Origin of the sequence: Streptomyces sp. NPDC098789, from assembly GCF_044759975.1 — a bacterium.
In the GTDB taxonomy this organism is placed as follows: Bacteria; Actinomycetota; Actinomycetes; order Streptomycetales; family Streptomycetaceae; genus Streptomyces.
Map to the genome: position 1 here is coordinate 587,951 of NZ_JBIWAJ010000001.1, position 12,290 is coordinate 600,240.

Genomic DNA, 12,290 nt, shown 5'->3' on the forward strand with positions numbered 1-12,290 from the left:
GCGGCCCGCCCGCCGGGACACCGGCGGGCGGGCGGTCAGGGGGCGGGCGGCGGATCCACCAGCCGCCCGTCCTCCACCAGCATCCCGGCCCGCTTGATGTTCCGCAGGGTCGGGATCACCTCCACCTGCTGTACGCCCGCCACCGCGCCGATCCGCTCGGTCAGATAGGTGTAGAGCCCTTCCGTGTCCCGGCACACCACCACCGCGAGCAGGTTCGCGGCCCCCGTGACGGCCGCCGCGAACGGCACCTCGGGATGCGTGGCGAGCGCGGCGCCCACCTCCGCCAGCCGGGCGGGCGCAGCCGTGATCAGCAGGGTGGCCTCCGCCTCGTACCCCAGCACGCCCGGGACCGTCTCCACGTCGAAGTAGAGCGCTCCCAGCTCGCGCAGCCGTTCCAGTCGACGGCGCGCCGTCGACTCCGACAGGCCCGAGGCGCGCGCCAGTTCCGGATAGCCGGCCCGTCCGTCGTGACCCAGCACCGCCAACAGGGCCAGCTCGGCCTCGTCCAGTACGTACCGCTCCCGCGACGCGGGCCGCCCGACGGCCGGCTGCGCGAGCGCGGCCACCTGCTCGGGACCGAGCACGTCCAGGCCGAACCAGGCCAGGGGCCCACCGGCGAAGGTCCGCAGGATGGTGTGGGCGCTGATCCCGGTCACCCGCCGGGTGCTCGGCAGCTTGTCCAGCAGCAGCCCGTCGCGCTCCCGTCGGCTCCTCGCCTTGGTCATGCAGTGGATCTCGGTCCCGCCCGAGGCGAGCTGCACCCACGCGATGTCGGGCCGCCGCGCCAGCGCCCCGGCCACCGCGAGCGCCGCGTCCGGCGCGCACTGCACGCGCAGCCAGGACTCCAGGAGCCCGACCCTGCTGCCGAGCGGCAGCCCGACCACGCGCACCAGCCCGGTGGCGCGCATCTGGCGGTAGCGGCGGACCACCGTCTGGTCGGAGACCTCCAGCACCTCGGCGAGGCGACTGAAGGGCGCCCGCCCGTCGATCATCAGGGCCTGGATGAGCGCGTGGTCGAGCCGGTCCAGCTCCGCGGGATTCATGGTTTCCATCATTCCAGAGCCCCGCATGGGAGAAATCCGGCACCAGAGGGCTGCTGGATGGGGGATCCGAGGGGCGGCTGTCACCTTGGAAGCACCGGGAGCCAGCCCCCGGCCGCCGGGATCCTGGCATCGCCGCCCCCGGAACCCCAGAACTGCCCAAGGAGAGTCCCCATGCGTAAGTGGCTGCCGTTGACCGCGGTCTGCCTCGGCGCGTTCATGCTGCTGGTCGACGTCACGATCGTGACCGTCGCCCTCCCCGACATGGCCACCGACATGCACAGCGGATTCGCCGGGCTCCAGTGGGTGATGGACGTCTACGCGCTCGCCCTCGCCGCCCTGCTCCTCGGCGCGGGCTCGCTCGCCGACCGGATCGGCCGCCGCCGGGTCTACCTCGGTGGCCTCGCCGTCTTCGCCGCGGCCTCGCTCGCCTGCGGCCTCGCCGACGGCCCGAGCACCCTGATCGCCTTCCGCGCCGTGCAGGGCATCGGCGGCGCCGCCATGTTCGCCACCACCATGGCCCTGCTCAGCGCCGCCTACCAGGGCCGCGACCGCGGGATCGCCTTCGGCGTGTGGGGCGCGGTCAACGGGGCCGCCGCCGCGGCCGGGCCGATCATCGGCGGCCTGCTCACCGAACACTTCGGCTGGCGCTGGATCTTCTTCATCAACCTGCCGGTCTGCGCCCTCGCCGTCCTCGTCACCCTCAAGGCCGTCGCCGAGTCCCGCAACCCGCACGCCAAGGGCATCGACCTGCCCGGCATGGCCACCTTCACCGTCGGCGCCGCCGCCGTCACCTACGCCCTGATCCGGGTCGGCGAGAACGGCTGGACCTCCGCCACCACCCTCGGCCTCTTCGCCCTCGCCGTCCTCTCCTTCGTCGGCTTCGTCGTGGTCGAACTGCGCGCCGCCCACCCGATGCTGGACCTCTCGCTCTTCCGCAGCCCGGTCTTCGTCGCGGTCATGGCCGCCGGACTGCTGCTCTCCGGCGCGGCCTTCTCCTGCCTCATGTACACCTCGCTGTGGCTCCAGACCGCCGAGGGCATGAGTCCCGTCGGCGCCGGCCTGGTGCTGGTGCCGCTCAGCCTGGCCGCGTTCCTGGTCGCCGCGGTGGCCGGGCGGCTGCTGCACGGGCTCCCGCCGCGGCTCACCATCGGCGGCGGGCTGCTGCTGATCGGCGTGGGGGCGCTGCTCCAGGCCCTGATGCTGGACGCCGGTGACGGCTGGGCCGCGCTGGTGCCGGGGCTCGCGGTGACCGGTGTGGGCGTGGGCATGGCGACCCCGGCGCTGGCCGCGGCCGCGATGGGCGCGGTGGCCCCGGCCCGGGCGGGCATGGCGGGCGGCGCGCTGAACACCGCGCGCCAGCTGGGCACGGCCCTGGGCATCGCGGTCCTCGGCGCGGTCTTCCACGCCGGCCTGGTCGACGGGCTGGGCGACGCTCAGGGGGCGCGCCCGATGGCCGACGCGCTGGCCTCGGGCGGAGCCGGGCAGCTGCTCGGCGCGGCCCCGGCGGGGGAGGCCCGGCAGACGCTGGACCACCTGGTGGACGCGGCCTTCGCCAGCGGGCTGCGGGAGACGTTCCTGGTGTCGGGGGCGATGGGCCTGGTCGGGGCGGCGCTGGTCTTCGCCCTGGTGCGGAGCGCCGCACGGACCCCGGCCCCGGCCGGTGCCCCGGCGGCCGCCGGACCGGTGGTCGCCCAGTCGGCCGGGGACCGTACGCCCGTACGACCCTGAGCGCGTCCGGGCCAACGGCCCGGCCCCGCCCGAGTGAACCTTCGAACGCGCTGCGCATGGCGAACCGTTTCGGCAACCCCGTCCGCTCCTACGCTGCCGGCGGATGCCCACCGGACCCGGTATCCGAGGAACCCGAGAAACGGACTCCCCATGCGTCTTCGCACCACCGCCGCGGCCACGTTCGTCGGCGCGCTGGCCCTCGTCCTTCCGGCGGCGGGCCAAGCGCTCGCCAACGACGACGGGCACCACCGCTCGCTCGGTGAGCTGCGCTACCGGATCGAGGACGACGGATGGAGGGAGATCCACCCCCCGGAGAACGACACCTGCTACCGGCTGACCGGCACCAGCTGGGACCAGCCCGCCACCCGCGTCGAGAACGACACGCGGTCCCTGGCGCTGGTGTTCGAGGACCGCAGCTGTGGCGGGCGGGCGGTGCGGACCCTCAACCCGTGGGACTCGACGGGCGGTCTGGAGGTCCGCTCGGTCCTCTTCAAGCCGTCCGACGACGACGATGACGACCACCACCACGGCGGCGGCCACGGGCGCTGGGACGACGACGATGACGACCGTCACCACCAGCGCCGTGACGGCGAGGGCCGGCACGAGCAGGGCGGCCGCGACGAGCAGAGCCGCATGGACGACGACGGCCCGGAGCCGGTGACCCCGGACCAGGCCTCCCCGGACCAGGCCCAGCGCCCGGACCAGGAGCAGGGCCCGGACCAGGCCCAGCGCCCGGACGAGAACCAGCGCCCGGACGAGGCGATGGGTCCGGACGAGAACCAGCGCCCGGACGAGAACCAGGGCCCGGACGAGGCGATGGGCCCGGACGAGAACCAGGGTCCGGACCAGAACCAGCGCCCCGACCAGGCTCAGCAGCCCGAGGAGAACCAGGCCCCGGACGAGGCGCAGGGCCCGGACCAGAACCAGGCCCCGGAGCGGGAGCAGGGCCCGGACCAGGCGCAGGGCCCGGATCAGGCGCAGGGGCCTCGTGAGGACGAGGGCCGGCGCGCCCAGCAGTCCCCGCAGAGCTACCGCGGTGACCGGATCGCGGCCAAGGCGGACGACGAGTCCGACGACTCGCTCATCCACGACGACGGCCTCGGCTTCTTCGAGGACGGCTTCATGGGTCACGCCGGCTGACCCAGGCGCCACGTGAAGGGCCCGGCCCCCCGGCAGCGACCGGGGGGCCGGGCCCTTTCCGGCTGCGCGGCTACGCCGGCCGCGCCTGCGCCACGGGCCGCGCCGCCCCGGCCGCCAGGCCGCCCGCCAGCCACGCCACCACGTCCGCCGCCGTGTAGGGGGAGGCGTCCGGGGAGACCTCCGGCAGGAACGAGAGGTCCTTGCCGATCGTCACCAGCGGCGGTTCGACCCGACCGCCCGGGCGGCGCTGGGCCAGCCCGATCGTGGCCAGCAGCCCGTTGCACAGGCACTGCTTGCCCTCGGCGGCGGCCGCCTCGCCGCCCTTGCGGACGTACGCGGCCACCGGCTCCGCGGCGCACCGGTACACCAGCCCGCGCGGACCGCGCACCGGCGTGCGCAGGAAGCCCAGGTCGCAGACCCGGCGCCGGGCGGCGGCGACCTCCGGCTCGGAGACCGTGCCCGGCAACTCCGCCACCTTGAAGGGGAAGGCGGTCGGCGAGGCGTCCGGGTCGTTGCGGACCACCAGCGTCCCGGCGCGGGCCCGCTCCAGCACCTCCTCGCGCAGGTGGCGGGCCATGCCGGACTCCTCGCACAGGGCGAAGGCGCTGCCGATCTGCACCCCGGCCGCGCCCTGGGCCCGCGCGTCCGCCAGCGCCCGCGGCGAGGCCTGGCCGCCGGCCAGCCAGAACGGCAGCCCGAGCGCGGCCATCTTGGCGAGGTCGGGATGGTCGCGCGGGCCGTAGACCGGCTCGCCGGCCGCGTCCAGGGTCATCGGACCGCGCGGCGGGGCGCTGTGGCCGCCGGCCGAACTGGTCTCGATGACGAACCCGTCGGGCCGGGTGGCCGCGTCCCGGGCGAGGTAGGTGGCCAGCACCGGCAGCGACACGATGGCGATCACCCGCGGGCGGCGCAGCGGCCCCGGCAGGTGCCCGGCGAGCAGCGCCTGCGGGTCGAAGAGCTGGTCCAGCGGTTCCTCGTCGCCCTCGACGTGGATCCGGGAGACGACGGGCTCGTAGCGGGCGAGGCGGGTCGCGAGCGCGGGGATGTGCCCGGGGACCCCGGCGCCCACGCAGACGTAGTCGGCCCCCGCCAGGATCGCCCCGAACATCGCGGGCGCGGTCGCCAGCTGGATCTTCTCCAGGTAGTTGATGCCGACGGGACCGTCGTGGCCCTCCTTGGCGAGCCACACCTCGACGAAGTTCCCGAGCACGGTGAGGACTTCGGCCTGGCTGCCGCCGGTGGCGCGCAACCGCGGGGTGGTGCGCATCGGGGCGCCGTCCGCGACGTCCCCCTCCTCGCGGAAGTAGCAGTCGAGCACGGTCTGGGCGAGCTCGGCCAGCGGGAAGGCGGCGAGCGCGCGGCGCGCGTGGCCGCCGGGGTCGCCGGTCTGCAGGACGCGGGCCAGGACCACGTCGAGGGCCGTGCCGGACACGACGCCCAGCTGACCGGTGAGCGCCACCGCGCGGGCGAGCCGCCAGCCGGAGACCCCGACGCCCATGCCGCCCTGGATCAGCCACGGGTGGTCGTCGGACCCGGTGCGCGCGGGGGTGTCGGCGAGGGGCTGCTGTGCTGTCGCGGGCATGTGTGCGTCCGTCCGTGCCGGTGCGGGTGTCCTGAACCTACGGTTCCGTAGGTTCGCTCCCGTTCAGTGTGAACCGGCCCGGCACGCCTGTCCGGCGCCGAAGGTCCCGCACCTGCGGGGAGCAGGTCCCGTAGCAGAGCGGCCCTTCGGCCGTGGCCCCGGCGGTCGTGGCGCCGGACATGGGACAGGGCCGTCCGGGAGGTTTCCTCCCGGGCGGCCCCGTGTCGGATCAGTTGGTGCTCACTGCCCCCGAGGGGATCAGAAGGTGAGCTTCCAGCTGTTGATGTAGCCGACGTCCTGGCTCGCGAGGTCCGCGACCCGGAGCTTCCAGACACCGTTGGCGACCTCGGAGGAGGCGTTCACGGTGAACTGCTGGACGATGTTGTCCGCGCTGCCGCCGGTGCGGTTGCGCAGGTTGTACACGCTGCCGTCGGGGGCGACCAGGTCGACCTTGAGGTCACCGACGTAGGTGTGGACGATGTTCACGTCGACCTTGAGGGTGCTCGGCGCGTTGCCCGAGCGGGACACGGTGATCGGCGACTCGACCGTCGAGTTGTCGTTGATCGTGTAGTCGGTCGTGTTCTCGAAGACGTTCTGCTGCGAGGTGCCGACGGTCCAGGTGAAGGACGTCGTACCCGTCTTCGAGGCGGAGTCGGTCACCGTGACGGTCACGTTGGACGTGCCGGCGGTGGTCGGCGTGCCCGAGATCAGACCGGTCGAGGCGTTGATCGACAGGCCGGCCGGGAGGCCGGTCGCCGCGTAGCTCAGCGCGCCCGGGTTGGTGCTGGTGGCCTGGACCTGCAGGCTCACCGCGGTGTTGATCTGGGTGGTCTGGTTGGGGACCGCGGTGACGGAGACTCCGCTCGCCGGCGGGCGGGCTCCGACGGCGATACCGGCCCAGGCGTTGGCCACGTTGTTGTAGGTGGCCGAGCTGGCGCCGTACAGGTCGGCCGCCGCCTGCAGGGTCGCCGTACGGGCGGCCGCGTAGTTGGTGTTCGACTTGAAGTAGCCGACCGTCAGGGCGCGGAACCAGATCTTCGCGGCGGCGTCGCGGCCTATCGCGGTGACCGGGAGGTTGTCCGAGGTCGGGGAGTTGTAGCTGACCCCGTTGATGACCTTGGCGCCGGAGCCCTCGGACATCAGGTAGAAGACGTGGTTGGCCGGGCCCGACGAGTAGTGCACGTCGATGCTTCCGATGCCGGAGTACCACGCGTCCTTGGACCCGCCGTCCTTGCTCGGCTTGTCCATGTAGCGCAGCGGGGTGCCGTCGCCGTTGATGTCGATCTTCTCGCCGACGAGGTAGTCGCCGACGTCGTTGGCGTTGTTGGCGTTGAACTCGACGGCCGCCGCCATGATGTCGGAGGTCGCCTCGTTCAGGCCGCCGGGCTCACCGCTGTAGGTCATGTTGCCGGTGACCGAGGTGAGGCCGTGGGTCATCTCGTGCGCCGCGACGTCGATCGAGGTGAGCGGGTGCGTGTTGCCCGTACCGTCGCCGTACGTCATGCAGAAGCAGGAGTCGTCCCAGAACGCGTTCACGTACGCGTTGCCGTAGTGGACCCGGCTGTACGGGGCCACGCCGTCGTTGCGCAGGCCGTTGCGGCCGTGCACGTTCTTGTAGTAGTCCCACGTCAGCTGAGCGCCGTAGGCCGCGTCCGCACCGGCGGTCGCGCGGTTGGAGGCCGCGCCGTTGCCCCAGGTGTCGGTGGTGTTGGTGAAGAGGGTGCCGGTGCCCGACGAACCACCGTTGAGGTCGTACGTCTTGTGGTTGCCGCGGCCCGCGTCGTTCAGCGTGTAGTTGCTGCCCGACTGCGTGGTGCCCAGGGTGACCTGGCCGCTGTACATGGTGTTGCCGACGCCGGACTCGATCTTCTGCCACTCGGTGATCTTGGCGCCGGTCTTGGCGTTGGTGACCACGTGCAGCTCGCTCGGGGTGCCGTCGCGCTGGACGCCGCCGACCACGGTCTCGTAGGCGAGGACCGGGGCGCCTTCGGCCGCCCAGACGACCTTCTTCGCGCCCTTGGCGGCCTTGACGTCCTTGCCGCCCGCCGCGGACGCGGCGGAGAACGCCGTGCCCTCGGCCGCGGACGGGGTCACCGCGGCGGTGGTGTCGACCTTGATCTCGGCGTTGGTGGCCTTGGTGACGCTCTTGGTGACGCCGCCCTTGGCGTGGACGGTCAGGTCACCGCCGAGCACCGGCAGGCCGCCGAAGGTGCGCTCGTAGGTGGTGTGGGTGGTGCCGTCCACGTCCTTGACGACGTCGCGGACGATCAACTTCTCCTGGTCGCCGAGGCCGAGGGCCTTGGCAGCCTGCGCGGTGGTCGAGTTGGCCTCTGACAGGAGCGTCGCACGCTCCGAAGCCGACAGGTTGTAAGCGGCCGCGCCCGGGTTGGGCTGAGCGGCGGTGCGGGCCTGCGACGCGGTGGCGTCGGCGGAAGCGGTGCCGGTCTGGATGCCTACGGCCAGCAGTGCAGCAGCGGCAACGAGAGCGCCGGCCGCGGTGGCACGCCGGTGGGGGGTGGGACTCAACGCAGACTCCTTCTGCAAGGGGGTTCCGGAAGCTGGGTGGGCCTCCGGGCAGAACAGGCTGGTGCGCAGAACGGATCGAAGAGTGCCATCAACCGAGTGGGATGTCAGGGGCGCGTCAAAAGGTTGGCCAGAAACGGTTCGTTGTCCGAAGAGACGAGTCCGCTATACGAACTGTTCACCAACGTGTGCGTGTTGGAGGGGCCGTACATATGGAACCGGTCGTACCGGCCGCTAACGAACGGGCAACGAGACGGCTCGTTCACGTAAACGGCACTTACCGTACGGGTGTTTGTCGTAGTGTTTCCCGGTGCGACGCATGTTCGGGGCCAGGGGAAGCCACGGGCATACGCCATCGTCATAGTCCACGTGCCAGGGGGGCCCATGAGGCATGTCCATTTTCCTGCGCAAAGAGTGGCCGGAACGGCTCAGGGGACAGCTGCGCCCGCGCGACGCCTCGGTGACAAAGCCCGTTGGTACCTGCCCGCGGCCCTGACCGCCGACCTCGTCGGCGCGGCCGTGCCCGTCGGCCTGGTCTTCGAGGCCGCCGAACAGGCCCGACCCTTCTACTGCGCGCTCGGCGCGGCCTTCGCCTGGGTCACCGTGCAGGCCTTGCGCCGCCGTTATGCCTCCCGACTGCTGGGAGAATCGCGCGGCGTTCTGCCCGTCGTGCACGACTGGCTGATTCTCATCGGTGTCCTGGCCGTGGCCCGCGTGGTGACGGACGAGAGCACCCCTCGGATGGCCGCGCTCGGCGCGCTGTTGCCCGCCCTCCTCATCACGGTCGCCTGCCACAAGCTCACCTACCGGCACCTCTCCGGCGCCCGCCGCGAGGCCCAGGCGGTCAGCCGGGTGCTCGTCATCGGCGAGCCCGACACGGCCGAGGACGTCATCGCCCACCTCGCCGCGCGCACCGACCACCCGTACGTGGTCGTCGGCGTCGTGCCGGTCGGCCAGGGCGCGCTCGGCAGCGGCCTCCCGGTCGCGGCCCGACTCGCGGCGGACATGCCCGCCCTGCCCGGCGGCGACGCCGGGGCCGTGCTGGAAGCGGTCGCCAGCCACCACGCGGACCTGGTGCTCGTGGCGCCCGGCGCCCGGATGGCGGGGGAGCGGCTGCGCCGGATCGCCTGGACCCTGCACGACGCGGGCCTCGAACTGGCCGTCTTCCCCGGTCTGGTGGAGGTATCCGTCAAGCGGCTGGAGACGCTGACCGCCGGCGGGCTCACCGTGCTGCGGATCGCGCCGCCGGTCAGCCGGGGCGTCCAGCCCGTACTGAAGTCCGTACTGGACCGGGTCGGGGCCGCGCTCGGGCTGCTGGTGCTGTCCCCGCTCTTCCTCGGGGTCGCCCTGGCGATACGTTTCGGCTCCCGCGGCCCGGCCTTCTACAGCCAGCGCCGGATCGGCCGCGACGGCGCCCCCTTCGTGATGTGGAAGTTCCGCACGATGGTGGTCGACGCCGACGCGAAGAAGGCGGAGCTCTCCGGCTCCAACGAGAACGACGGCCTGATGTTCAAGATGCGCCGCGACCCCCGGGTGACCCGGGTCGGCCGGCTGCTGCGCCGGACCTCGCTCGACGAACTCCCCCAGCTCCTGAACGTGCTGACGGGGGACATGTCGTTGGTCGGCCCGCGCCCGCCGCTGCCGGACGAGGTGGCGCGGTACGACGAGGTCGCACTGCGCCGGCTCACCGTGCGTCCCGGGATGACCGGGCTGTGGCAGATCAGCGGACGCTCCGACCTGTCGTGGGACGAAACGATTCAGCTAGATCTTCAGTACGTCGACAACTGGTCCTTCACCAGCGACGTCGACGTCGTGGCCCGTACGTTCCGCGCCGTCGTCGACGGTCGCGGAGCGTACTGAGGTCAGTCGATGCGTTCAGTTCCCGACCTGGGAGTCCAGCCACCACCGGTAGGTGGACGTGATGCCCTCGCGCAGTCCGATGCCGGGCTTCCAGCCCAGCGACGTCAGCCGGCTCACGTCCAGCAGCTTGCGGGGGGTCCCGTCGGGCTTGGACGTGTCCCAGGCGAGCCGGCCACGGAAGCCGGTCACCTCGGCGACCGTCTCGGCCAGTTCCTTGATGGTGAGGTCCTCGCCGCAGCCGATGTTGACCGGCTCGTCCCCGTCGTAGGACTCCAGCAGCACCACGCAGGCCGCCGCGAGGTCGTCGACGTGCAGGAACTCCCGGCGGGGAGTGCCCGAACCCCAGAGCGCGACCTCGTCCCTGCCTGCCGCGGCCGCCTCGTGGAAGCGCCGGATCAGGGCGGGCAGGACGTGCGAGGACTCCAGGTCGAAGTTGTCGCCCGGGCCGTAGAGGTTCGTCGGCATGGCCGAGACGTACGAGGCCCCGTACTGCTTGCGGTACGACTGCACCTGGACGATGCCCGCGATCTTGGCCAGCGCGTACGCCTCGTTGGTCGGCTCCAGCGGGCCGGTCAGCAGGGCGTCCTCGCTGATCGGCTGCGGCGCGAGCTTCGGGTAGATGCAGGAGGAGCCGAGGAACAGCAGCCGGCCCACTCCCGCGTCGTGCGCGCCGGCGATCACGCTGAGCTGGATCTTGAGGTTGTCCTCCAGGAACTGCACCGGGTAGGTGCTGTTGGCCATGATCCCGCCGACCTTGGCGGCCGCCAGGACGACGGCGTCCGGGCGGACGTCCTTCAGGTACGCGGCGGTCGCGGCGGCGTCCCGCAGGTCGAGGTCCGCACGGCCCCGGGTGAGCACGTCGTGGCCGTCGGCGGTCAGCCGTCGGGCGACCGCGGAGCCGACGAGGCCGCGGTGACCGGCGACGAAGACGCGGGCGTGCGGGGGCAGGAGCGGCAGCGAGCTTGTCATACCGGCGATGATGCCAGCCCGCGGGAGCGCGCCGCGGCCCAGGTGCCCGCAGCGGCCGGATCGCACGCCCGGGGTGCGGGAGCCGTCGTGCGCCCCGGCCGCCGTGGGGGCGATCCGGATCAAGGGGCTCCGGATGTGCCGTGTACGGTACGCATCCAGTTCCCCAGCGGCTCCTGCCGGACCCGGAGCCGCCGCCGGATCCGCGGTCGGACCCGGGCCCGCAGTCCCGCGGGTACTCCCGCCGCCGCGCCCGGGACCCGACCGTCCGGGCCGAACTCCGGGGCGCCGCCCCGCCGCAGTGGGGTGGGCCGCGCCCACCCGTACCGAACCGCAACGACCACCAGGGGAACCACATGGGCAAGACCGCACTGATCACCGGCGTCACCGGACAGGACGGCTCGTACCTCGCCGAGCTCCTGCTCTCCAAGGGCTACACGGTGCACGGCCTCGTGCGGCGGTCGTCCAGCTTCAACACCGAGCGCATCGACCACGTCTACCAGGACCCGCAGACCGCCAACCGGTCCTTCGTCCTGCACCACGCCGACCTCTCGGACGGCGTCGCCCTCGTGAACCTGCTGCGCGACATACGGCCCGACGAGGTCTACAACCTCGGCGCGCAGTCCCACGTCCGCGTCTCCTTCGACGCCCCGCTCTACACCGGCGACGTGACCGGCCTCGGCGCGCTGCGCCTGCTGGAGGCCATCCGGGCCAGCGGTGTGGACACCCGGATCTACCAGGCCTCCTCCTCGGAGATGTTCGGCGCCACTCCGCCGCCGCAGAACGAGGGCACCCCCTTCCACCCGCGCAGCCCGTACGGCGCCGCCAAGGTCTTCGCCTACTGGACCACGGTGAACTACCGCGAGGCGTACGGCATGTTCGCGGTGAACGGCATCCTCTTCAACCACGAGTCCCCGCGCCGCGGCGAGACCTTCGTGACCCGCAAGATCACCCGCGCGGTGGCCCGGATCAAGGCCGGCCTCCAGGAACACCTCTACCTGGGCAACCTGGACGCCGTGCGCGACTGGGGCTACGCGCCCGAGTACGTCGACGCGATGTGGCGGATGCTCCAGCAGGACGAGGCGACCGACTACGTCGTGGCGACCGGCGTCGCCGCCACCGTCCGCGAGTTCGTCGAGGCCTCCTTCACCCACGTGGGCCTCGACTGGAACGAGCACGTGCGCTACGACGCCAAGTACGAGCGCCCGAGCGAGGTCGACGCCCTCATCGGCGACGCGAGCAAGGCCCACGCGCTGCTCGGCTGGAAGCCGACGGTCCTGGTGCAGGAACTGGCCCAGATCATGGTGGACGCCGACGTGCGCCAGGTCGAGGACCAACTGGCCGGGGCCACCGTCCGCATCGACCGCTGAGGTGCCGTAACACCGTGCGCCTCGCTTAAGGTTTGCCGTGTCCCGGTCGCGTCTTCCAGGGCGTGACCGGGCCTTTTC

General features: G+C 72.6%; 8 protein-coding genes. 4 read left to right on the top strand and 4 right to left on the bottom strand.

Features of this window, described 5'->3' with window-relative positions; all coding sequences use genetic code 11:
- Positions 1-35: 35 nt before the first annotated feature.
- Positions 36-1,043 (bottom strand): Lrp/AsnC family transcriptional regulator, encoded by a 1,008-nt coding sequence (locus ACIQWR_RS02905; protein WP_404004643.1) that lies wholly within the window; start codon positions 1,041-1,043, stop codon positions 36-38.
- A 171-nt stretch (positions 1,044-1,214) separates the two neighbouring features.
- On the opposite strand from ACIQWR_RS02905, the gene ACIQWR_RS02910 reads away from it, so the two are divergent.
- Both ACIQWR_RS02910 and ACIQWR_RS02915 read left to right on the top strand, forming a co-directional pair.
- Positions 1,215-2,771 (top strand): MFS transporter, encoded by a 1,557-nt coding sequence (locus ACIQWR_RS02910; RefSeq protein WP_404004645.1) that lies wholly within the window; start codon positions 1,215-1,217, stop codon positions 2,769-2,771.
- A 150-nt stretch (positions 2,772-2,921) separates the two neighbouring features.
- Positions 2,922-3,911, top strand: coding sequence for a hypothetical protein (locus ACIQWR_RS02915; RefSeq protein ID WP_404004647.1), 990 nt, complete (start codon positions 2,922-2,924; stop codon positions 3,909-3,911).
- 70 nt (positions 3,912-3,981) lie between these two features.
- Here the strand turns inward: ACIQWR_RS02915 and ACIQWR_RS02920 are convergent, their stop codons facing one another.
- On the bottom strand, positions 3,982-5,493 hold the full coding sequence (locus tag ACIQWR_RS02920; protein WP_404004649.1) for a nitronate monooxygenase: 1,512 nt from the start codon (positions 5,491-5,493) through the stop codon (positions 3,982-3,984).
- A 258-nt stretch (positions 5,494-5,751) separates the two neighbouring features.
- Entirely contained in the window at positions 5,752-8,019 is a 2,268-nt protein-coding gene (locus ACIQWR_RS02925) for a M4 family metallopeptidase (protein WP_404004651.1), read from the bottom strand.
- 381 nt (positions 8,020-8,400) lie between these two features.
- On the opposite strand from ACIQWR_RS02925, the gene ACIQWR_RS02930 reads away from it, so the two are divergent.
- Positions 8,401-9,876: a sugar transferase gene (locus tag ACIQWR_RS02930; protein ID WP_404004653.1), complete on the top strand. Its 1,476-nt coding sequence runs from the start codon at positions 8,401-8,403 to the stop codon at positions 9,874-9,876.
- A 15-nt stretch (positions 9,877-9,891) separates the two neighbouring features.
- Here the strand turns inward: ACIQWR_RS02930 and ACIQWR_RS02935 are convergent, their stop codons facing one another.
- Positions 9,892-10,845, bottom strand: coding sequence for a GDP-L-fucose synthase family protein (locus tag ACIQWR_RS02935; RefSeq protein WP_399262856.1), 954 nt, complete (start codon positions 10,843-10,845; stop codon positions 9,892-9,894).
- Positions 10,846-11,198: 353 nt separating this feature from the next.
- Here ACIQWR_RS02935 and gmd point away from each other — a divergent pair, with 353 nt between their 5' ends.
- Positions 11,199-12,212 (top strand): GDP-mannose 4,6-dehydratase, encoded by a 1,014-nt coding sequence (gmd, locus tag ACIQWR_RS02940; protein ID WP_404004655.1) that lies wholly within the window; start codon positions 11,199-11,201, stop codon positions 12,210-12,212.
- The last annotated feature ends 78 nt before the right edge of the window (positions 12,213-12,290 follow it).